This is a genomic window from Synechococcus sp. A18-25c (assembly GCF_014280035.1).
GTDB lineage: Bacteria > Cyanobacteriota > Cyanobacteriia > PCC-6307 > Cyanobiaceae > Synechococcus_C.
In genome coordinates, this window is sequence record NZ_CP047957.1 from 1667563 (window position 1) to 1685395 (window position 17833).

Genomic DNA, 17833 nt, shown 5'->3' on the forward strand with positions numbered 1-17833 from the left:
GTGAGCAGAGCGCACTTTGCAGTGTCCTGCTGACGCTTTTGGGCCGGGTGATGGGAGCTTCGGCACGAGTGTTCAAACCTTCGATCGACGATCGGAGGTTTTTTTATGGCGCCTGCACCGCTCTGAGCAGTAGCGGACTTCGTCCCAAACGTCCTTCCACTTCTTGCGCCATTGAAAGGGTCGACCGCAGACAGGGCAAATTTTGGTGGGGCGATCACTTGGACGCATCCAGAGCGAAGCGACGGGAATGGGCCTCCATGATGAACAGCCTTGGCAGGCAAAGGAGGCATCCTCCAAAGCGATGCCAGAAGCATCAGAACATCAAACCTGCTCCAATTTCACACGCAAACCAATACATCCCTCCTCACAGACACAAGCAACCATTTTTATTAAGAAAAAATAAATACTTATTTGCGAAACAAGAAGCGAGTGCTCCAAAACCATGACCGTGTCATAAGTTCCACACAATCAGCGTCGAGGTGAGAATGGCAATCCATCAGTCAGCACCAGCCTGCTTTATGCATTGGAGCGTTCAACGCGTCACCAAACACCTCTACTCCGTTTCAGCGACCACCAACGGAAAGGAATACACCCACGTCGGCAATTATCGATCTGTTGAGGATGCCAACCGTGCGGGACGCCGCTATGTGTCTGCCCTGGCGCACGGGATTGAAAATCAATCCCATCAGGCATCCCAGGCCCTGGCGTCATAACAAACCACGACGCTTGCCAAGCAAAGATCTGTCTTGACGCCATGTGGACAGTGTTCAGGATCAACTGAACAACTCAAACAGGAGCACCAAAACAGGCACAGTTCACGGTTCAGCCGCTTAAGTGAGAAGTTCCTCAAAAAGCGACTTAACCGTGCGATTTGCAACAAATTGTTTGCTTTCTGCCGATACCTTGCAGTCACTCCCTCATGGAGATCGACATGAACGGCAGCATCCAGCTCACAGTTGAGCAGCGCTTTCAGATCGAACAATTCAATCGCACCCTGGAAACAACGACTGACCCCGATCAATTGCGTCAGTTGGCCCGGCAGCTCATGACGGCGTGGCAAACGCAAAAGGCAGCCACCAGTTGGGTGATGCGGCAGGGCATGCCGCCGATCAGCGGCACTGACAGCTAACCCGCCAGCCGTCGGCACAGGCCAACGAACACGGGCCTCCTAAACTCCATCTTTTTGCCAACAAGCGATTGCGATGGAAAGGGCCCGGATGTGTAGTCATGGACACTAGGGTCTAAGGAACTTCGTGCCCGGAATGGTTGAGCTGTATCTCAACGCCAAGCTTCACAGCAGCATCACCGTCGACGCTTATCGCTCTGTTTTGATGCTTCAGAACCTTGACGACCAAGATCTCAAGCTCAGATCGGACCTGCTGCGCCAGGTCGACAATGGATCCATCAGACTGATCGGGTGAGCCTTCCAGGTCGTTGTTTGAACCCACCGACCCACGCTTTTGGAAAGCCATCCTCGGACTGGTGTCTCTCTTGGTTGGATGCTCTTTGGCATGGCTCATGCTCCATGCCTGAACCGGGATGCAAAAGCCATGAAGACTCATCCAGCTGTTACGGCTAGCTGAAGAGTCTTCGCTCGCGGTCTGTGTCACCACACGCACGAGCGAACTAATCATGAACGCAGGAAGAGCATTTGGTGTCGGACGTTACATTGTTTTCAAATCCAGGACTGAATCAGCATCCAGAGACACGTCGCGATCGCCAAACCGACTCCAACCGTCAGCACCCCCAACACCACTGCACTTCCACCAGCGACCCACAGCAACCGACCAAAGGTTTTCGGAAACAGCAGATGCAGAGTGATTCCAAAGGCGAGTGGCCATAACGGCGGTATCACCACACAAACAATGGCTAACGCCACCAGCTTGAGCCGATGTTGGTCCTGTTGTTGCTTGTCAGTGAGCGCCTGCTGCTCAGCGCGTTGCCGTTCCAGACGTTCATCATCGCTGAGCCAACGGCCAAGGTCCTGGGCCTGAGCCAAGTCCTGTTCCAGTTGGTCTTGTGGAGTGGGATCCACCATCAGGCCATCGTATTCAGTGCGGGTTGGTTGCATCACGCTTTCTCCAAGAACGCTCTAACGATTGGCGTGCCTGCTCAGGGTTCAGCGCTGCTGGCCGTTGCTGGCTACGCAAACGCGCACGAAACGGTCCTGTGATTCTCCAGAAGCGCAGCGCACTGGCTAGAGCCACCACCAGCCAAGCCAGAAGAATCCACCGTGGATCATGCCAATGCATCAAGGAGCTTTCCTGTTGTTAGGAGCGAGTGCTGAACGATCACCACAGGCGAGTTCCCGAGAACGCAACTGAACGGTGCTTTTGATTGTTCACACGGGTATCTTCACAGAATTCACCGTCAGGTGACAATTTTGCAAGCAATCCAGAACCGCGTCATGCCGATCAAACCATTGGCAGTCGCGCGCCGTGAAGCAACGCACTGACCAAGGCTCAGTTCAATGACACAAAGGCACACCAGGATGTCGCCTAAGGAAACAATTCAATCCAGACAAATCACTTTCGACGTCTTGCCGTGAATCAATTAGAGTTGAGTGGTCAATGAAGATGAACCCATGTTCTGGCGAATCTCATCTGCAGTCATCTTGTCCGTGACTGTCGCAGGGTGCAATATCGATGTCGACAACCTCGAAAACTGCACTGACAAGGATGGGAAGCCTTTGCCAGAATGGGTCTGCAGAAAAAATACAGCCCCTGTCGAGGAAGAAAAGTGATTGAAACAATGAGCCAAGGTTCATTGACAATTTAATCATCAAGTCAATCATCATTTTCAAGCGCCACGTAGGTTCGAGCTAATCCGAAAGACTGTCAAAAAGTCGTCTTCATCGAGGGCCCCAGCGAATCGTGAACCGACGCTTGATCAGAACCAACACATCAACTCTTTCAATCCATGAAATATCTGTTTGTTTTGATTTTCTTGTTCTCCATTGCGGTGATCGGTGCTTTTCTTGCCGGCCAAGAAGAAACACCCACAGAAAACCTTGAGAATGTGAAAATCAAAACAGAGCATTTGAAGCTCACTTGACTTGTAGTCTATATCTTCAATCATGCGTGCAAATGTGGTTCAAAGTGCCGGGTCTGTACCATCATGATTAATCACAGGCAAACACCACACTGGCATATTCTTAAGCTCTTCAGAGCTGCGAAGAGAAACATGATTGACCCATCTGAATGATGATTTTGAGCCAGCAGATCCACAACCGGGTTGTGTTCATCTGTCGTGATGACGAAAGCGCCTGGAGACCAAGCGGCGCGCATGGCGAGGCGATTGGTTCCTACATCACCAGCATCGATCCAATCACCAAGAAACTTCGCTGCGAACGCTCACATGACAATTGCTTGAACAGCTTCAGCCATCGCAACGAAGGCCGATTGATTGAAGTGTCCAGCGAGGGAAGAGGCGTGATCGCCATCGAGACCCTCATACCTCCAGAAAGCACACTGGCGGTGGTGCGTCTGGTGACCTCAAATCACGAGCTTGATGTTCACCTCGTGGAAGGGGTGAATGTGGAGGATCTGAGGGCTTACAACTGGAGTTTGGAGGGCAAGGAACGCTTTCAGTTGTACCGCTGCCCCGAACCTCCACCACAATGGCGCAGCACTCCAGAGGAGTGGCGCAGCAGTCCGACCTACCAAGCGCATCAGCAACACTTTGCTCAGAAGCTGGAGGAGGAGTTCGCTGCGGCGATCCAGGCTTTATCCATCCACATCAGCGCAGACGCTCAAAAAGCGTTTGACACCCTTATCACGACGGCTTGCCGCGACAATCCCGGCTGGTTCTGGGACATCCGCAAAGCCGCAGCTGTTTATGCCCTAACGGGCACATTCAGCAAAGATGCCCTCACTCGAATGGTGTATCTGGTGCAGGAGGTCATTGATCCTGAGTCCCTGCCGTTCAAGCTCACACCCCAGCAGACCATCAAAGCCTTATTCGATCACTGCAAACACGCAGCAGGAACACTCAGCGACGCAGAGATCTGGGAGACACAAACCCGCTGTGATCTGCTGTCCACCCACGAGCTCATGCGCATCGTGCAGATCAAAGCAAAGCACAAACCGTTTTTCTACCGATGGTTGTGGCGAATGAATGGCAAGCCCGATCCCGTTCTGATCGAAAACCCAGATCTCTACGAGCTCTTCCGTGAAGAGATCATCGGCGATCGCGACAGAGTGATGGCAGCATTTGGAATCAACGGTGCGCTCGAGGTTGACTATCGAGATCAGGTCATCAACTCAATGATGAGAGATGACGGTTGGATCCTGGAAGAAACCGACCGGTTTGAAGAAGAGGAGCAACGTCGGAATCGCAACATCAACTAATGCAACATCACGGATTGCGCCTAGTTTGAAGCTCCAATCGTTTTGCGGCTGAGAGCCTGTGACGTCATGGATGGTCGTGTGCTTCTGAGTGTGATCGGAGCGTTGCTGCTTGCTGCAGCGGCCTACGAATACATGCTGCTTCAAGGTCTGGCGTCGGCTGCCTGAAGAATGATCAGGAGGTCTCTGTATCGCAGATGTACTGAATGATGGACGATCGCCTCTGGCGGAAATCGGGGTGGTCCGGATCCTCCACCTGCCACCACCAACGTCCATCGGTGTAACTGGGAACCCCCGCATTGTTCGTGCGCGGCAACTGAAGCGTGACACCGCGCCAAGTCAACAGAATCAAATCACCTGGCGAGGTGCCATCACTGATGTTGGGAATCGGTTCTGTTGTGGTTCCGATCGCATCGCGGCCCAAATGAACCACTTCCGCGGTGAGTCGATCACCATCACAGATCCATGCCGCCCCCGCGGGCTCAGCCTCGCAAGCCAGCAAAAGCGGAATCAACAGCAGCAGTGTCAGCACCCCCCGAGAGAACCGATTCAACAGCTCTTGAACACGCTGATCCACAGGAGAACGCTGGAAACGTCAGAGTGACAGCGTCGCACTTCTGCGCAACACCGCCCCCATGCTTCCACCACTCATTCCGTTCTGTCCGATCAGTGCCGCCAAAATCGCAGGCCTGAAAGCCACCGTGCTGCTTCTGCTGGTGATGCTGATGAAGTCGAAATTGCTACGGGTGAAAATGTCATTGCTGGGCTCCTTCCTAGGGCTGATCATGCTGACGGGCTTTTTGGTGAGCACCGGTCTGCTGACTCTGGTGGCCGGCGGTGCCGTGGCTTACGCGGCAAGCCAGAAAAGCGCATGACGCCGTCCGCACCTGAGTCGTCGTCCAAACCAACCAACGCGCAGATCCTGGCGGCGTCCGCCGGCTGGGTGGCCGTAGTCTTGAACGTGATCCCTAGTCTTGGTGCTGGTTATCTGTACCAGCGACGTTGGAAGCCCTATTGGATCACCTCCGTGCTTGCCACCACCTGGTTTCTTGCAGGAGCCGTCCTCGGCCAAAACGCAGCACCAGATTTTGAGATTCGCAACCAATGGGTCGGACTGCTCGGCTTGATCGCTCTGGCTGGGGTCACTGCGGCTGAGGCCGGTCTAGCCGTGAAACGCGTGCGAGATGCCAACTGAAACCTGAGCTCAGTTCACAAACTTGGCGGATACCCCAGCGACAGGCGGAACACGCAGCGACCAAGGCTGGGCCTTCGGGCTTCGAGGGTCTTCATGGCGGGGACGCCACCCTCTGCCGCTGAACGTCCGCTCGCGTTGCGGTTAATCGGTCGACAACGCCGATCTCGACGTTTGTGCCTCGCGCACGAAACCAGCGATGTAGTCACATCGCAGAGATTCATCTCGGAGACCCAGATGGATCTGCTTTGCAATACCGTCCTCACCCAAACGAAGCACCACCAAATCCATCGATTCCGCGTAACCCTCAGCCAGCCAGCGCGGCAAGGCCGTTACACCCCGACCACAAGCCACCATCTGCAAGATCATGTCCGTTGTTTCAACACGCTTGTGGCAAGCCGGAGCGAGCCCAGCAGGCGTGAAAAAAGATCGATAGATATCAAGTCTTTCCAAACTGACGGGGTAAGAAAACAAGACCTCGTCTTTCAAGTCTTGTGGCTTCACCCATGACTGCGATGTCAAAGGATGATTGGCACACACCACAAGAACTTGTTCATAGTCAAAAACAGGTTCAAAACGGAGACCCTTCTTCAAAACAGGATCGGGCGTTACAAGCACATCAATTTCATAATTAATCAGTGCATCTAAGCCGCCAAACTGGAATTTCTGAATAACATCAATATCCACATCTGAATAGGAACGCAAATAGGGCTCAGTCACCCTCAGAAGCCACTGATAACAAGGGTGACATTCCATACCCACTCGCAAGGTCCCGCGAACACCAGTCGCAAATTGCGTTAGATGCATTTCCGCAACAGAGAGCTGAGGCAGAATTCGCTCACCTAACGACAACAGATAACGACCTGCTGAAGTGAGATGCAAGCGCCGGCCATCTCGCACCCAAATCGTCAGGCCAAGCTGTTTCTCAAGTTTTTTGATCGAGTGACTGAGCGCCGACTGCGTCAACGACAAAGCGTCAGCCGCAGCGGTCAATGATCCCTGCCGCTCAACTTCAACAATGATTTGAAGGTGCACCCTTTGCAGGGCATGCTCATGAGCGACGTTCATCGATCAATGAAGATTGCACATTTTACTTTTCAAACCTCAGCCTACAAACTGCTAACAACTCGCTCAGCTTGCATTCAGCACCATGACGCTGAACAGGTTTCCAAATCCAACGCTCACCGCTCGCCGACAACCGACGCTTGACCGCGAATCCCGGTGGTTTCAAGAGCATCGACAACTTCTTGAGGCTTGGGCGTGGCAAGGGTTTCAATCCCAAGGGGCAGGGTTGGTTGTCGTTCGTGCAACCACAAGCCAGTCTGGGCCCTGGCCTTGGAGCGATGAGCCCAGTCAACTCCGCCCTTCTTATCTCACCGGTTCCGATGCTGAAGCAGCGCTGGGCTGCCTCGGAGACGACGCCAGCAAAACGAGAATTACACAGGCTCTGCAGTCCTACGATCCCAACCGCGAAGCCATTGCCATGGTGTTATTCGGCCAACGGCCCATGGTTGTGCAACTCATGCCAAGCCATCGACACCCCCAGGAGGCGTTGAATCAACTGGAGCGACGTCAGCAAGAGTTCCTACTGCTCGACACCAACGCTTAGCCATGCCAAAGCATGACGTCAGCGATCAGACCATCGAATGTGAGATCTGCAGAACTGCAGGACCGTTGCACTACCGAGTTCGAACGCGCCTGCTGAAGACATGGAGGTTGGTCTGCCCTACATGCTGGCCGACGCTGAAGTCACAGCCGGATTATCAATACGGTGGCACCCGTAAAGCCAACCGGCGAAGCCGCAGGCGCTGAAGCTTTAATGCACCTCAACACCCCTGCCACGGTAGAAAGCAAACCGCTCACGGATCTTCTCAGCATCCGGCTTCGGTGCGTCATAGCTCCAAACCACATTGCTGATCTCTTGACCGTCCACAACCACATCCCAGTAGCGGGCCTCTCCTTTCCAACCACAAACGGTGGTGTGCGTTGACGCGCGAAAAAAATCCGTACGCATGGCCTCGCGAGGAAAATACGGATTGCCATCCACGATCACGATGTCATCGCTCTCGGCAAGAACCGTTCCGTTGAAAATCGCCTGCATCATGCCTGTCAGAACTCGAATGATTGTGACGCAGGCATGTCCACTTTCAAACCATGAGCTCGACGGATCGAGGGCATCACCCATTTCGCGAGAGCTTGGACAAACGAATCAGCCGGCTTTGAGATAAATCTTTCGACCTTTGGAGTCGACTTTGTAGCGACCACCACGCGGACCGATGTGAATGACCTCGGACGGCGAAGCAGCAGGCTGGCTTGGTGCTTCAGGCTCAGGCTCCTCAGAGCTGTTTTGAGAGGGTGCAGGCACATTTTGCTCAAGAGGATGAGCACGCAAATTTGGAGCAGCTTTGTAGATATTGAGTCCGAACCTTCGATACAGGAAGTCAGCAATTCGCATGACCGATCGTGAAACCATCAAACCCATTCTCCGGGGATGTCAAGGACAACGTTGTGTTCAGCCGAAGGACAAAGGCTCTCTTAAGGCGTTGCGGGAGCGATGCATCTCCATCGCTCAGCGTCCACAGCCACGCGCATGCCACCTCAGAATGATTGAAGTCAACCAGCACCACATGCATCGACTGGTCACCCTGCTTTCGTTGTGCTGCCTTTTGCTGTGGCCTGGAACCGCCATGGCAAACAACATCACGATCACGATGAACAGCATCAGTGATCAAGGCATCGGTGAGTCGATCGGAACCGTCAAGGCAGAGGACGGTCCCGACGGCTTGGTCATCAGACCCTCCGTTCAAGGGTTGCCTGAGGGCGAGCATGGTTTTCACCTTCATGAGGGTGAATCATGCGAAATCGCCCAGAATGGTGAAGGGATTGCTGTTGCAGGCCTCGCAGCCCTTGGACATTGGGATCCCGATCAGACCAACACGCACCAAGGGCCTTTCGGTCAAGGACATCGAGGTGATTTAAGTCGCTTGATTGTTGATGTGGATGGCGTCACACGCACCGATGTCGTTGCACCTCGACTGAACACCGCTGACCTCCGCGGTCATGCTCTGATCGTGCATGCCGGAGGCGATACCTATGGCGATACCCCTCCTCTTGGGGGTGGCGGTGCCCGAATCGCCTGCGGTGTGGCGAACTAGAACCACATCGGGTCAGAAGCTTTGTTGGCTCTGACCAGCGAAACGCCCTTGGTAGTGCTCCTCTCCGTCCAAAGTCTGAAAAATGAACTGACAGATTGCGGTGCCGGGATGCACAGCCAACGGGGCCGGCCCAAAATTACTCATCTCGAGCACTTGCTGACTATCAATGCCAGGGCCCATAAATGGTGCACTGATATGCACCATCAAGCCAAGCCGGGCAAACCGACTCCGTCCTTCAAGCCACCCACACAGTCCTGGGCTGAGGCGGAGGCGCTCCAAGGTGATTCCAAGAATCGTTTCGCCTGGCATGATCAGGATGTGATCGCCATCATTCACATCAATCTTGTCGGTGAATGAGCGGTAGTCGGTGTGTTCGTCCACATCGATCACTTCATGAACCTTGCGGAACACCCTGAAGCTGCTTGCCAAGGTGAGGTCCACCGAAGCGGGGCCAACCCTTGCAGGATCAAAAGGCGTGATGGTGATCTCACCACGGTCGATCGCTTCCAAAATGGCCTGTCGCCCCAGGACTGCCATACGACACGATGCAAGGGCACCCAGAGTATTGGGCTTCACAGCTGAGGGCGAGGTCAATCCAACGAGGCGTCCCTTGATCCACGCGGAACAATCTCGTTCGCAACTGATCAGCGTTGCTGCGATTCCCGGAAAGCCTGGAGTTTGTCCATGTCTTTGTTCTCGTCGATGGCGTAATCAGTGAGGATTAACGCCTTGCCAATCGTTCCAAGCGCGTATTCGATCCGATCCAGATCAGCGCGACCCTTGGCATCCAATCGCGCTGCGCGGATCACAGCTGGTGTGAGCTGGTCAGACAAGTGCTCGATTCCATCCGCAATGGAACCTGCTTGCAGAAGAGGATCAATGGAGTCCACGGAATCTCGCGACAGCGTCGCTGCATGCATGACAGCAATCATCCTGCAACGGATCACCGACTCTGACCGAAGATCATCGGGTGGCTGCTTCTGCTCATGTTCCTCAATGCCTTTGATCTGGAAACCAGCAACGGCGCTCGCAATCTGGAACTAAGGGCGGGCTTTTTCCCTGGGATGGGTCTGGATGTGGATCTGCTCGCGATCTCCGCCACTCGCCCAAACGAGGAGAACCATCACGGCATCCTGGCCATGGAGCTCCAAGACAGTTTTGGCTTCCAGCTTGAGAGAGTCCCCAAAGCGGTGGATCTCAGTGGCAGCCTGCTGAACAGCTGGGTCAGCCAACCGCTAGAGCTCCAGCCAGCTGCAACCAATCGAGGCGGTCGGAATCTCAACAGCCATTTCCAACGGGTGGCTGTCGTCGCCGCAGGCTTGAAAGCAGGTGCCCAAGCCAACGAACCATGGGATGCCTTCAACCGCCTGTTTTCACTGCTGGCGATCCTGCCGATGCAAGGCATTCGTTGCCACACCGTTGCTGCTCCTTTGTTTGGCCTCCACCCAACAAGCCGCGAGGAAACGCGCGACTACTCCAGGTTGCTGGAGCTCTGCCGCCAAGGCTTCCGACATCTGCCCGAGCTGCATCGCTTGATCCTGTTCGACAGTGACGATGCCGTCATGCGACCCCTGGGGCAAACCATTGACCGTGCCATTCAAAGGCAGGACCCGCATCACACGCTGATTGAACGTCCAGGTGATTCAGCAAGCCTTGATCATCTCCGTCGGCTACTGCATGGACTTCTGGAAGACGAAAGCCTCAAACCACTGCGAATCACCTCTGATCTCAGCGAACTTCTGCGGTTGCTGGAAAGCGATGAGTTCTCGCCGATCTCACTTGGAATGCACGCACGACGACTGATGGAGCGACTGGTCAGACATAACCTGCGAAGCCAAGGTGATGATGAACTGCGCGGGCTCAATCAAGGGATTCAGAAACTAAGGCTCTTAGGAATGGACCCATGGTTACTGAGTTGCATGCATCAGGTGAGAACCTTCGGGAATTGGATGGGCCACCCGCAGGATGCGGGTAGCAATCGGAGAATCGGGCAGCACGATGTGATCGCCATGCTGTGTTCGCTTCGACGCGTGCTGTCGGAATACCCATGGGTGAAATAGGGCAATCCTGCACTCTTCTATTGGACCCAACGGCTGCAAGCGTGACGGATCAGCATGGAAGCGAATTCTCAAAAATGTTGCCGGTCATGCAACAAATCAATGCTTCATTATTTCGATCGGTTCAATGCTCAAATATTTTGTTGCGCACAGGTTCCACAACCGACTGACCACCAGAAAGACCTGCCTCCAGCACCAGCCACCTCTTCAAGCTCCTCTTCGCGAAGCTGGCTGATCTTGTCAGAAGTGAAATCATGACCATGATCTTTCGCGATAGCTACAACTTCATCGGGCGATTTAGCCGCTTTGAGTATCTCCTGAAGGCGAGAGTCGACTTTGACCTTTTCAAGGAAGGCCTTGAGTTGCTCTTCTGACATGGGAAGACAAGCAGGAACAACTCCCTCTTAGCGACAAACGGCCTACCCGACTCAAACGATCAGGGTTGACCTACCCAAGAGTCGCATCCGCGACCTCCTCAAATCCATGCCAACACTGCTCACAACAGCAATCTTGGTGATCCATTCGATCGCGCCGGTCGTTGAACCAACCAATTAACGGTTGTGCCAGCGATTCCAGGCTCGCTGATGCCAGGGAGTGACATCACGCGGTGGTGGTGGATCTCCACGCTGACTGCGCTCCAACTGATCAATCTCCCGACGCATCTGCCGCAGAACAGGGATCAACAGAACTGCAGCAATCAACCCCACCACCAGAAGAAGAGGGATCAAGGTGATCATCCAAATCGTCGCGATCACCAACACACCCATTCCAAGCAGCTGCTGAAGCCACTGAGGCTGACTGCGGCCTGGAAGACGCTTCATTCACTCAAAAACCGATGGGTCGTGCCTTCAGCAACGTTCAGACAACGAAGTATTAATTGTATTCACCGGGCGTTTCCTGCTTGGAGACAGTGACACAACCCACTGTTTGCCTGGAGAAACGAGGCAACGCATCGCCTGCAAACTCGTAACCCAATTCAGCCGCGATCTTGGCAACATCATCGGCTGTCGCCGCAGCCAACACAAGAGCCTTGCGATTGGGATCGTCCTGCAGACGCACTAGAAATGTCCTCAGCTGTTCAAGCGCCATGGTTGGTCGCCACTGCAGTCCATCCACGCCCAAGCAAGGATGACTTCAGTTCCTACCCGAGCAGGATGAGGTGAAGCAGGCGCACCCAATCAAAGGTTGAGCACAGTCCCTACGCATCAGACAGCCATCAAGCAACTCAGGATCGTCAGCTGCTGAACAAACACACCCACATTTGTAGGAAGAGCAATGATCGTGCTCGATGATTCATTCCTGTAAAGCGCATTGAATTCACCTCATTAGCCATGGCAAAATCGGTGGGCAGATCATGACACTTAAATCATGAGCACTGAAAAGCTCAGAGAGGAAGCCCTCGCTCGCCTCAAGCATCGAAAAGGCCTGAAAAAACAGTTTCAAACCTATGTGATCACGAACCTCACACTGATCGTGATCTGGGCACTGTCAGGCCAAGGAGATTTCTGGCCGGCCTGGCCGATTGCATTCTGGGGTCTAACCCTGCTTTACCAAGCATGGTCGTTTGAGCATCCTGACAAACCAATTAGCAGCCAAGACATTGAGCGTGAAATGAATCGAATGAAGTCTTGAAACAACCCTGGTGTCACCACATCGGCTTAATGCTGATGAATGGCGTTTGACACAACACGTCATCGCCAGGCTCAATTTAATGTGCGTTGAGTGTCACCTCAGGCAAGACAATTTGCATCTCGATGTCAGTCAATTCACTGTTCTGATGCTGTCCGAGCAGCGTCAACAATGGAATACTCGATGCGTTCGTCCGAACAGCACAAACCTGCATAGAAGCGTTCTAATTCGTCATAAGCCTCGTTGTAATGGCTGTAGTGCCTGCGCGTGATTGCGTCCTGTTGGCCGTCATCCCGCACGATTCTGATCAACTGAATGGGCTCGGGCATCACGGCATCCGAAGAGGAACGAACACAGATTCTGGAGTCCAAAACATCTAGACGACGCTTCGGGTTCTGCTTCAGCAGGATCTTTGGCAACGATGGACTAGCGATGCAACCTCGCTGCGCGAGATCTTGGATGTGGCAACGACGTGAGCACCCATCGCGTTCACGCATGTTATGGCCAAGACCTATTGCTGATCCAACCTCACATCCAGAGGGATCTCAAAGGGGAGTAAGTGGTGCATGGTCCACAAGCTCGACGACGTCCGGATTGACACAGAAGGGGCGGATCTGGTGGTTGAACTGGAAGCCGAATCAGAACTCCACCTCCAGCATCTGCTTGCAAGGGTCGCTGCGAATCTCGGAGAAAAACTTGGGATAGACACCATCCCAGCGGGAACCAAAAGGGCAAGCGACCCCGTCTGATTGACAGCGATGAATCCACCCTGCTGGCCTGACCCTGCGATGCCGGCGACAACTCCCATCAGGTTCTCGATGATGGAAATCTCGATGAAATCTTCACCGGTTTGGCATGTCTGCTCGTCCTTCCTGGGGTGTCGACCAGCGTGGCCATGGCAGCACCTTGGCCATGGCCTCGATCTGTTGCGTTCAGTAGTAACGGCCTGGATATTCCCCAGGATGATCGACGCGAGTGACACGAACACCGGGTGCATGTCGACCCGACAGCATCAACAGATCACTACCCGAAACGGCGTAACCAAGCTCCTGAGCCAACAAGGCCACCTCATCCGCGGTCACCGCAGCCTCAACCTTCACCTGGAGCACGGGGTCACGTCCCAAATGCTCCAGGAAACGTTGAACGGGCGTTTTGGTCACGAGGGCTAGTCGATCAGAGAATCTCTTTCATCTTCGCCTCTCAAAAAGAGCGGGATCAAACGGAGCCAAAATGGAGCTGCACGCGGTATCGCAGGCATGATCAGTTCGCTGCTCAACATCCTTTGGGTGGTCCTGGGCGGCCTGGTCATGGCACTGGGCTGGTGGCTCGCAGGTCTGCTCTGTGCCATCACCATCGTTGGACTGCCCTGGGCACGGTCATGCGTTGTGATCGGGCGTTTCTCGCTCTGGCCGTTCGGCTACGAAGCGGTCAACCGACTTGAACATTCCGGACGTCGCGATCTGGGAACAGGTCCACTGGGATTGATCGGCAATGTCATTTGGTTCCTGGTGGCGGGATGGTGGCTTGCCATCGGCCACCTGTCTTCGGCACTGGCCTGCTTTCTCACCATTGTTGGGATCCCCTTCGGAATTCAACATCTCAAGCTCGCGTTGATCGCCCTGGCGCCAGTGGGAATGACCGTGATTCCCATCAAACGCGTGTGAACCAAGAATCACAGTTGCCCATGGGACTCAAACCGAAAAAACAACATCGAGCGCAGCAACGTTCAGGCCATGAATGCATGGACTTGTTCGAACAGTCAGCTCTTCAGAGTCCACAGGGGCTGAAAGACATGGATGATGTCCACTCCATCCAAGCCATCGCATCGACCATGAGCCTTTGCCAGAACTGCGAATAGGCCGACGCCGAAATGATCGTGTTGGACGGCAAAGCCTTTTCTACGGTGATTCGTTTTTGCATGCCAAGCAGCTGACGCTACAAGACGCCCCTCCCAAAGAGCAGCACTCTTGCCGTCTTGCAACCGCATTCCGACAACACAGGGATTGACTATCCCCGCCGCTCTTCGTCAGTCAGATACTCCTCAACGATGGGAGAACAAGCGCCACTCTCAAGAGCCGAGATCTCTTTCTCAATGTTGTCGATGAACAGCTGATTGCCATTGCGGCGTGCCACTTCCAACACGATGCGCAATCGCTCCAGTTGAGACTGCTGATCTTGGTCCACTTCACTGACACGCCCTTGACTAAGCCAAGCATGGCGAACACAGCGTCAGCATCCACGAACACAAGAACGCCTGAACGGTAGGCACCGCTGCACTGGATCAAGGTCAAGAGCTGTAAACATTGCTTGACTAATGAGGCGAAGAGCATGCGGTTTGGAGTGATTGGTTGTGGCTATGTCGGCATGGACACGGCCATTCGTCTCAAGTACGCCAACCATCACGTCATTGCTACGACGCGTTCCAAGGCAAGGCTTGGAGAGTTGCAAGAACTTCTGCATGGCGCCCACCTGCTCGACATCACTGAGCCCGACTTGGATCTGAGCTTTGCAGATTCGCTTGACGGGCTACTGATCAGCGTGGCACCCACCATGAAGGGTGAGGGATACAGCAGTGTGTTTGCTCGGGGAATTCGGAACCTTACCCACGCGTTGCGTCAACGACCAAGACAAAAATCCCTCCACATCACCTACATCAGCAGCGCCGGTCTTTACGGAGACCAAGGGGGTGCATCGGTGACAGAGGACTCAGCAGTGGACACCCACTCTCCTGTGAATGCATTGCTAGGAGCAGCTGAAGAGCTTGTGCTGGATCTCAGCAGCAACCAATTCAAAATTTGCATCCTGAGGCTCGGCGGCATTTATGGCCCTGGGCGAGACATGGTGTCCATTATTCGACAAGCGGCTGGTCAGCAAGTGCCGAAATATGGAAATGCAGTCACTGCCTGGAGCAACATTGTTGATATCACGCGAGGAATTTATTTTGCCTATGAGAACCAATTGGAAGGGATTTACAATCTTGTAGATGACATGCAGCTGAGCCGCCGTGAACTCTCAACGATGATTTGCGATCTCGACGGCCTACCACCTGTGATCTGGAGTCATACCCCATCACCAAACGAAAGGAATATGAATGCACGCGTCTCCAATGCAAAACTGAAGAATGAAGGGTTTCAACTGATTTCACCGTCAATGCTGATCCCTACAACGGCTCCATAGCATTATCACCAATCAAGCCATCGATGATTCAATCATCAATTGCTCACAAATACAGCAATTCGTGACATCGCATACAGTACCCCAACAGGAAATATTGACATAATTTGTACATAAACGGTAGGGGCGATGCAAGTTCAAAACATCGAAATTTTTCAATGCACCAGTCACGATTCAGGGACCGCTTTCTTCAGTGACCCTCTCCTTTGCGATGAAACGTTGATCGCTGAAGTCAAGCCAAGTCTCCATTCTGATCTTTACTGCCATCGCAATCAAACAGACCAGCTCATGGTTCTGCGTGGCAGTCTTGACTTAATGATTTTGCAAAACAAGACCTTCAAATGCATCCATCTCTGCGACTCTGAGCGTCTCTGGGTCAGGATTCCGCCCTTCATCCCCCATGCAGCGATCAACCGGACCAGTGAAAGCGTGATGTTGGTGAATGCCGTTCGACGCCATGGTCCAGTTGATTCACGCGATTACAAACCCAGACCGATTCCCAATCTCCTCAAGCAAGAGTGGCAAAGGCTCCAAGCGTTGTAAGTCACAACTGAAGGTGTTGTGACGAGCCCTGGAAACCGCATGGGGACGACGTCATGATCAAATCCAGCAGATCGGAGTTGATCTCGATGCCAGCATCTCTCCATCAGCAGGATCGCGTTGTGTTGCGTCCGAATCGCCTCCAAGGCGTCTTGATCCTGCTATTAGCGATCGGGGTTGGCCTGATGTCGATGGCCTTGCTAATCGAGTTTCCCTTGGCCGGGCTCGGAGGCCTGGGCATCAGTGGCTTTGGCCTCAAATGCGCCCAGTCACGGTTAAGACGAGGTGCAACGTGGATAGAAATCGATTCCTTTGGGTTCAGATTATGCCGAAACTATCGGGTGCAAAACTTTGGCTGGGAGGAGGTGGATCATTTTGAAATCCGCTCCAATCAAAACGCCGAATGTTCGACGATTCCAATGCTTTGGATGATTCCCACGGATAACGAAGAAGCAGTACACATCCCAAGTTGTTTCGGGAAACGTCTTGACGAAATGCTCGAACTCGTCAGCCATCATCACAACCGCAGCCAAGCGCTCATGGCCAATCTGAAGCGATTTGAGTCGACTCTCACAACCCATTAACCAATCATGCGTTTGCGCACCAAGGCATCCCAAAGCGTCGTTGGCATAAAGCGTTGTACCAACACAGACTCCGACTCACGTCCGCATCGGTAGCGCGCTTTCGGATGGTCAGCTTCTAAAGCCGTCGCGATCGTGTTAGCCACAACATCCGGAGAGGACCCCTTTCGGAACCCCTCGGACCATCCTGCGGAAACCTTTCGCATCATTGATCCCCAGATCGGGTCGGCACAGTGCGTCTGCATAGAAGCATCAGCCACTGATTCAAAGCCTGTCCGAATCAGACCGGGCTCCACCAGCACCACCTGAACGCCAAAACGATGCATTTCAAGTCTGAGCGCATCACTGATGCCTTCAAGTGCATGCTTGCTTGCGCCATACCAACCCGCGCCAGGCGTAACAAACCGACCCGCAATGGATGACACGTTCACAATGCGCCCACAGTGTTTCTCCCGCATGGGTGGAAGCAACAGCTGCGTCAGACCCATCAGCCCGAACAGATTCACCTCAAACATCTCGCGAACCTGATCCAGCGGCATGGTCTCCACAGGCCCGACATCGCCGAAGCCCGCATTATTCACAAGCGCATCTAACCCTCCAACTCGGCTTTCAATGGCATCAGCCAATTGACGCCGGGAGGCTTCTGAGGCGATGTCCAATGGCAGAACTTCAGCACCACGCTGGCGCAGCGATTCCATTCTCTCGAGACGACGGGCAGCCGCAATCACCCGCCAACCACGATCAATAAGTCGATGCGCGCTTGAAAGACCAATGCCGCTGGATGCCCCAGTGATCAACGCAGTGCGACTGGAGCGCGTCATGACATCAGTGGGTATTCCGTCAGTCTGACGCCGACCCAAACAGCAGCGCCGCGATCAACGCTGACACGCCGCTTTGAAACGATCCGATTGATTGGTGCGTCCATGCTTGCTCTTTCGGCCAGACACACGCCGCCGCCAGGCTCGAAAGGATGCAGATTTGAGTTCCGTGCGCATGAGCGCGATCACCGCTGACTCAGACAGTCCAAATTGGAATTCAATCGCTTCAAACGGAGTGCGATCCTCCCAGGCCATTTCGATCACCCTGTCGATGTCCTGAAGCGATAAAAACTGGGAAGGCATCGATCTGGAATCAGGATGGATTCTGTGTTCGTGGCACT

At 53.8% G+C, this 17833-nt stretch carries 31 protein-coding genes; 14 read left to right on the plus strand and 17 right to left on the minus strand.

Going from position 1 to position 17833, the window contains the following annotated elements:
- Positions 1-72: 72 nt before the first annotated feature.
- Positions 73-228, minus strand: a complete 156-nt coding sequence (locus tag SynA1825c_RS09210) for a DUF2256 domain-containing protein (protein WP_186469028.1) — start codon at positions 226-228, stop codon at positions 73-75.
- 257 nt (positions 229-485) lie between these two features.
- Between SynA1825c_RS09210 and SynA1825c_RS09215 the strand changes: the two genes are divergently transcribed.
- From SynA1825c_RS09215 to SynA1825c_RS09225, 3 genes are all read left to right on the plus strand, one after another.
- Positions 486-713, plus strand: coding sequence for a hypothetical protein (locus tag SynA1825c_RS09215; protein ID WP_186469029.1), 228 nt, complete (start codon positions 486-488; stop codon positions 711-713).
- 218 nt (positions 714-931) lie between these two features.
- Positions 932-1129: a hypothetical protein gene (locus SynA1825c_RS09220; protein ID WP_186469030.1), complete on the plus strand. Its 198-nt coding sequence runs from the start codon at positions 932-934 to the stop codon at positions 1127-1129.
- A gap of 133 nt (positions 1130-1262) precedes the next feature.
- Positions 1263-1421 carry a hypothetical protein gene (locus tag SynA1825c_RS09225; protein ID WP_186469031.1) on the plus strand — a complete coding sequence of 53 codons (159 nt, stop codon included), beginning with the start codon at positions 1263-1265 and terminating at the stop codon, positions 1419-1421.
- A gap of 254 nt (positions 1422-1675) precedes the next feature.
- Here SynA1825c_RS09225 and SynA1825c_RS09230 read toward each other — a convergent pair whose 3' ends face one another.
- Together SynA1825c_RS09230 and SynA1825c_RS13545 are read right to left on the minus strand one after the other, a co-directional pair.
- Positions 1676-2071 (minus strand): hypothetical protein, encoded by a 396-nt coding sequence (locus SynA1825c_RS09230; protein ID WP_186469032.1) that lies wholly within the window; start codon positions 2069-2071, stop codon positions 1676-1678.
- On the minus strand, positions 2052-2252 hold the full coding sequence (locus tag SynA1825c_RS13545) for a hypothetical protein (protein ID WP_222929991.1): 201 nt from the start codon (positions 2250-2252) through the stop codon (positions 2052-2054). The genes SynA1825c_RS09230 and SynA1825c_RS13545 overlap by 20 nt, the downstream gene beginning before the upstream one ends.
- A gap of 667 nt (positions 2253-2919) precedes the next feature.
- Here SynA1825c_RS13545 and SynA1825c_RS13675 point away from each other — a divergent pair.
- The gene (locus tag SynA1825c_RS13675; RefSeq protein WP_255478343.1) at positions 2920-3054 is read left to right on the plus strand and encodes a hypothetical protein; all 135 of its coding nucleotides are present in this window, start codon (positions 2920-2922) and stop codon (positions 3052-3054) included.
- Positions 3055-3203: 149 nt separating this feature from the next.
- Positions 3204-4349, plus strand: coding sequence for a hypothetical protein (locus tag SynA1825c_RS09235; protein ID WP_186469033.1), 1146 nt, complete (start codon positions 3204-3206; stop codon positions 4347-4349).
- A 172-nt stretch (positions 4350-4521) separates the two neighbouring features.
- Here SynA1825c_RS09235 and SynA1825c_RS09240 read toward each other — a convergent pair whose 3' ends face one another.
- Positions 4522-4899: a hypothetical protein gene (locus tag SynA1825c_RS09240; protein ID WP_370593739.1), complete on the minus strand. Its 378-nt coding sequence runs from the start codon at positions 4897-4899 to the stop codon at positions 4522-4524.
- Between the two features lie 82 nt (positions 4900-4981).
- Between SynA1825c_RS09240 and SynA1825c_RS09245 the strand changes: the two genes are divergently transcribed.
- A complete protein-coding gene (locus tag SynA1825c_RS09245; protein WP_186469034.1) occupies positions 4982-5221 on the plus strand; it encodes a hypothetical protein in 240 nt (79 codons plus the stop codon).
- Complete coding sequence (locus tag SynA1825c_RS09250; protein WP_186469035.1) at positions 5218-5541, plus strand: hypothetical protein; 324 nt, start codon at positions 5218-5220, stop codon at positions 5539-5541. The genes SynA1825c_RS09245 and SynA1825c_RS09250 overlap by 4 nt, the downstream gene beginning before the upstream one ends.
- A 141-nt stretch (positions 5542-5682) precedes the next feature.
- Here the strand turns inward: SynA1825c_RS09250 and SynA1825c_RS09255 are convergent, their stop codons facing one another.
- The gene (locus SynA1825c_RS09255; protein WP_186469036.1) at positions 5683-6606 is read right to left on the minus strand and encodes a LysR family transcriptional regulator; all 924 of its coding nucleotides are present in this window, start codon (positions 6604-6606) and stop codon (positions 5683-5685) included.
- 82 nt (positions 6607-6688) lie between these two features.
- On the opposite strand from SynA1825c_RS09255, the gene SynA1825c_RS09260 reads away from it, so the two are divergent.
- Complete coding sequence (locus SynA1825c_RS09260; protein WP_186469037.1) at positions 6689-7147, plus strand: hypothetical protein; 459 nt, start codon at positions 6689-6691, stop codon at positions 7145-7147.
- Between the two features lie 207 nt (positions 7148-7354).
- Here SynA1825c_RS09260 and SynA1825c_RS09265 read toward each other — a convergent pair whose 3' ends face one another.
- Both SynA1825c_RS09265 and SynA1825c_RS09270 read right to left on the minus strand, forming a co-directional pair.
- Entirely contained in the window at positions 7355-7639 is a 285-nt protein-coding gene (locus SynA1825c_RS09265; protein ID WP_186469038.1) for a DUF427 domain-containing protein, read from the minus strand.
- A 108-nt stretch (positions 7640-7747) separates the two neighbouring features.
- Positions 7748-7903: a hypothetical protein gene (locus tag SynA1825c_RS09270; RefSeq protein ID WP_186469039.1), complete on the minus strand. Its 156-nt coding sequence runs from the start codon at positions 7901-7903 to the stop codon at positions 7748-7750.
- A gap of 262 nt (positions 7904-8165) precedes the next feature.
- Here SynA1825c_RS09270 and SynA1825c_RS09275 point away from each other — a divergent pair, with 262 nt between their 5' ends.
- Complete coding sequence (locus SynA1825c_RS09275) at positions 8166-8693, plus strand: superoxide dismutase family protein (RefSeq protein ID WP_186469040.1); 528 nt, start codon at positions 8166-8168, stop codon at positions 8691-8693.
- Between the two features lie 12 nt (positions 8694-8705).
- Here the strand turns inward: SynA1825c_RS09275 and dcd are convergent, their stop codons facing one another.
- Both dcd and SynA1825c_RS09285 read right to left on the minus strand, forming a co-directional pair.
- A complete protein-coding gene (dcd, locus tag SynA1825c_RS09280) occupies positions 8706-9230 on the minus strand; it encodes a dCTP deaminase (protein ID WP_186471142.1) in 525 nt (174 codons plus the stop codon).
- Between the two features lie 107 nt (positions 9231-9337).
- Positions 9338-9613, minus strand: coding sequence for a hypothetical protein (locus tag SynA1825c_RS09285; protein ID WP_255476910.1), 276 nt, complete (start codon positions 9611-9613; stop codon positions 9338-9340).
- A 66-nt stretch (positions 9614-9679) separates the two neighbouring features.
- Here SynA1825c_RS09285 and SynA1825c_RS09290 point away from each other — a divergent pair, with 66 nt between their 5' ends.
- Complete coding sequence (locus SynA1825c_RS09290) at positions 9680-10753, plus strand: DUF4145 domain-containing protein (RefSeq protein WP_186469041.1); 1074 nt, start codon at positions 9680-9682, stop codon at positions 10751-10753.
- 128 nt (positions 10754-10881) lie between these two features.
- Here the strand turns inward: SynA1825c_RS09290 and SynA1825c_RS09295 are convergent, their stop codons facing one another.
- The 3 genes from SynA1825c_RS09295 to SynA1825c_RS09305 all read right to left on the minus strand — a co-directional run bounded on the left by SynA1825c_RS09295 (position 10882) and on the right by SynA1825c_RS09305 (position 11839).
- Positions 10882-11127 (minus strand): Nif11-like leader peptide family natural product precursor, encoded by a 246-nt coding sequence (locus SynA1825c_RS09295; protein ID WP_186469042.1) that lies wholly within the window; start codon positions 11125-11127, stop codon positions 10882-10884.
- Between the two features lie 174 nt (positions 11128-11301).
- Entirely contained in the window at positions 11302-11571 is a 270-nt protein-coding gene (locus tag SynA1825c_RS09300) for a hypothetical protein (protein ID WP_186469043.1), read from the minus strand.
- Between the two features lie 52 nt (positions 11572-11623).
- A complete protein-coding gene (locus SynA1825c_RS09305) occupies positions 11624-11839 on the minus strand; it encodes a Nif11-like leader peptide family natural product precursor (RefSeq protein WP_186469044.1) in 216 nt (71 codons plus the stop codon).
- A gap of 279 nt (positions 11840-12118) precedes the next feature.
- Between SynA1825c_RS09305 and SynA1825c_RS09310 the strand changes: the two genes are divergently transcribed.
- On the plus strand, positions 12119-12382 hold the full coding sequence (locus SynA1825c_RS09310; protein ID WP_255478344.1) for a 2TM domain-containing protein: 264 nt from the start codon (positions 12119-12121) through the stop codon (positions 12380-12382).
- A gap of 134 nt (positions 12383-12516) precedes the next feature.
- On the opposite strand, the gene SynA1825c_RS13785 is transcribed toward SynA1825c_RS09310, so the two are convergent.
- On the minus strand, positions 12517-12876 hold the full coding sequence (locus tag SynA1825c_RS13785; protein WP_370593740.1) for a hypothetical protein: 360 nt from the start codon (positions 12874-12876) through the stop codon (positions 12517-12519).
- A 435-nt stretch (positions 12877-13311) separates the two neighbouring features.
- A complete protein-coding gene (locus SynA1825c_RS09320; protein WP_186469045.1) occupies positions 13312-13539 on the minus strand; it encodes a Nif11-like leader peptide family natural product precursor in 228 nt (75 codons plus the stop codon).
- Positions 13540-13635: 96 nt separating this feature from the next.
- On the opposite strand from SynA1825c_RS09320, the gene SynA1825c_RS09325 reads away from it, so the two are divergent.
- Positions 13636-14043: a YccF domain-containing protein gene (locus SynA1825c_RS09325; protein WP_186469046.1), complete on the plus strand. Its 408-nt coding sequence runs from the start codon at positions 13636-13638 to the stop codon at positions 14041-14043.
- Between the two features lie 343 nt (positions 14044-14386).
- On the opposite strand, the gene SynA1825c_RS09330 is transcribed toward SynA1825c_RS09325, so the two are convergent.
- Positions 14387-14563, minus strand: coding sequence for a hypothetical protein (locus tag SynA1825c_RS09330; protein WP_186469047.1), 177 nt, complete (start codon positions 14561-14563; stop codon positions 14387-14389).
- Between the two features lie 144 nt (positions 14564-14707).
- Here SynA1825c_RS09330 and SynA1825c_RS09335 point away from each other — a divergent pair, with 144 nt between their 5' ends.
- Positions 14708-15556, plus strand: coding sequence for an NAD-dependent epimerase/dehydratase family protein (locus tag SynA1825c_RS09335; RefSeq protein WP_186469048.1), 849 nt, complete (start codon positions 14708-14710; stop codon positions 15554-15556).
- A gap of 593 nt (positions 15557-16149) precedes the next feature.
- Complete coding sequence (locus tag SynA1825c_RS09345; protein ID WP_186469050.1) at positions 16150-16677, plus strand: hypothetical protein; 528 nt, start codon at positions 16150-16152, stop codon at positions 16675-16677.
- Here SynA1825c_RS09345 and SynA1825c_RS09350 read toward each other — a convergent pair.
- Positions 16674-17495, minus strand: a complete 822-nt coding sequence (locus tag SynA1825c_RS09350; protein ID WP_186469051.1) for an SDR family NAD(P)-dependent oxidoreductase — start codon at positions 17493-17495, stop codon at positions 16674-16676. The two genes, SynA1825c_RS09345 and SynA1825c_RS09350, sit on opposite strands and share 4 nt — an antisense overlap.
- A gap of 54 nt (positions 17496-17549) precedes the next feature.
- Positions 17550-17795 (minus strand): TIGR03643 family protein, encoded by a 246-nt coding sequence (locus tag SynA1825c_RS09355; protein WP_186469052.1) that lies wholly within the window; start codon positions 17793-17795, stop codon positions 17550-17552.
- Positions 17796-17833 lie beyond the last annotated feature (38 nt).

Excerpts from the sequence above, each read along its gene's own strand:
- SynA1825c_RS09210 (WP_186469028.1), bottom strand. The coding sequence starts at position 228 with ATGCGTCCAAGTGATCGCCCCACCAAAATTTGCCCTGTCTGCGGTCGA.
- SynA1825c_RS09215 (WP_186469029.1), top strand. The coding sequence starts at position 486 with ATGGCAATCCATCAGTCAGCACCAGCCTGCTTTATGCATTGGAGCGTT.
- SynA1825c_RS09220 (WP_186469030.1), top strand. The coding sequence starts at position 932 with ATGAACGGCAGCATCCAGCTCACAGTTGAGCAGCGCTTTCAGATCGAA.
- SynA1825c_RS09225 (WP_186469031.1), top strand. The coding sequence starts at position 1,263 with ATGGTTGAGCTGTATCTCAACGCCAAGCTTCACAGCAGCATCACCGTC.
- SynA1825c_RS09230 (WP_186469032.1), bottom strand. The coding sequence starts at position 2,071 with ATGCAACCAACCCGCACTGAATACGATGGCCTGATGGTGGATCCCACT.
- SynA1825c_RS13545 (WP_222929991.1), bottom strand. The coding sequence starts at position 2,252 with ATGCATTGGCATGATCCACGGTGGATTCTTCTGGCTTGGCTGGTGGTG.
- SynA1825c_RS13675 (WP_255478343.1), top strand. The coding sequence starts at position 2,920 with ATGAAATATCTGTTTGTTTTGATTTTCTTGTTCTCCATTGCGGTGATC.
- SynA1825c_RS09235 (WP_186469033.1), top strand. The coding sequence starts at position 3,204 with ATGATTTTGAGCCAGCAGATCCACAACCGGGTTGTGTTCATCTGTCGT.
- SynA1825c_RS09245 (WP_186469034.1), top strand. The coding sequence starts at position 4,982 with ATGCTTCCACCACTCATTCCGTTCTGTCCGATCAGTGCCGCCAAAATC.
- SynA1825c_RS09250 (WP_186469035.1), top strand. The coding sequence starts at position 5,218 with ATGACGCCGTCCGCACCTGAGTCGTCGTCCAAACCAACCAACGCGCAG.
- SynA1825c_RS09255 (WP_186469036.1), bottom strand. The coding sequence starts at position 6,606 with ATGAACGTCGCTCATGAGCATGCCCTGCAAAGGGTGCACCTTCAAATC.
- SynA1825c_RS09260 (WP_186469037.1), top strand. The coding sequence starts at position 6,689 with ATGACGCTGAACAGGTTTCCAAATCCAACGCTCACCGCTCGCCGACAA.
- SynA1825c_RS09265 (WP_186469038.1), bottom strand. The coding sequence starts at position 7,639 with ATGCAGGCGATTTTCAACGGAACGGTTCTTGCCGAGAGCGATGACATC.
- SynA1825c_RS09275 (WP_186469040.1), top strand. The coding sequence starts at position 8,166 with ATGCATCGACTGGTCACCCTGCTTTCGTTGTGCTGCCTTTTGCTGTGG.
- dcd (WP_186471142.1), bottom strand. The coding sequence starts at position 9,230 with ATGGCAGTCCTGGGGCGACAGGCCATTTTGGAAGCGATCGACCGTGGT.
- SynA1825c_RS09285 (WP_255476910.1), bottom strand. The coding sequence starts at position 9,613 with ATGCATGCAGCGACGCTGTCGCGAGATTCCGTGGACTCCATTGATCCT.
- SynA1825c_RS09290 (WP_186469041.1), top strand. The coding sequence starts at position 9,680 with ATGTTCCTCAATGCCTTTGATCTGGAAACCAGCAACGGCGCTCGCAAT.
- SynA1825c_RS09295 (WP_186469042.1), bottom strand. The coding sequence starts at position 11,127 with ATGTCAGAAGAGCAACTCAAGGCCTTCCTTGAAAAGGTCAAAGTCGAC.
- SynA1825c_RS09300 (WP_186469043.1), bottom strand. The coding sequence starts at position 11,571 with ATGAAGCGTCTTCCAGGCCGCAGTCAGCCTCAGTGGCTTCAGCAGCTG.
- SynA1825c_RS09305 (WP_186469044.1), bottom strand. The coding sequence starts at position 11,839 with ATGGCGCTTGAACAGCTGAGGACATTTCTAGTGCGTCTGCAGGACGAT.
- SynA1825c_RS09310 (WP_255478344.1), top strand. The coding sequence starts at position 12,119 with ATGAGCACTGAAAAGCTCAGAGAGGAAGCCCTCGCTCGCCTCAAGCAT.
- SynA1825c_RS13785 (WP_370593740.1), bottom strand. The coding sequence starts at position 12,876 with ATGCGTGAACGCGATGGGTGCTCACGTCGTTGCCACATCCAAGATCTC.
- SynA1825c_RS09325 (WP_186469046.1), top strand. The coding sequence starts at position 13,636 with ATGATCAGTTCGCTGCTCAACATCCTTTGGGTGGTCCTGGGCGGCCTG.
- SynA1825c_RS09335 (WP_186469048.1), top strand. The coding sequence starts at position 14,708 with ATGCGGTTTGGAGTGATTGGTTGTGGCTATGTCGGCATGGACACGGCC.
- SynA1825c_RS09345 (WP_186469050.1), top strand. The coding sequence starts at position 16,150 with ATGATCAAATCCAGCAGATCGGAGTTGATCTCGATGCCAGCATCTCTC.
- SynA1825c_RS09350 (WP_186469051.1), bottom strand. The coding sequence starts at position 17,495 with ATGACGCGCTCCAGTCGCACTGCGTTGATCACTGGGGCATCCAGCGGC.
- SynA1825c_RS09355 (WP_186469052.1), bottom strand. The coding sequence starts at position 17,795 with ATGCCTTCCCAGTTTTTATCGCTTCAGGACATCGACAGGGTGATCGAA.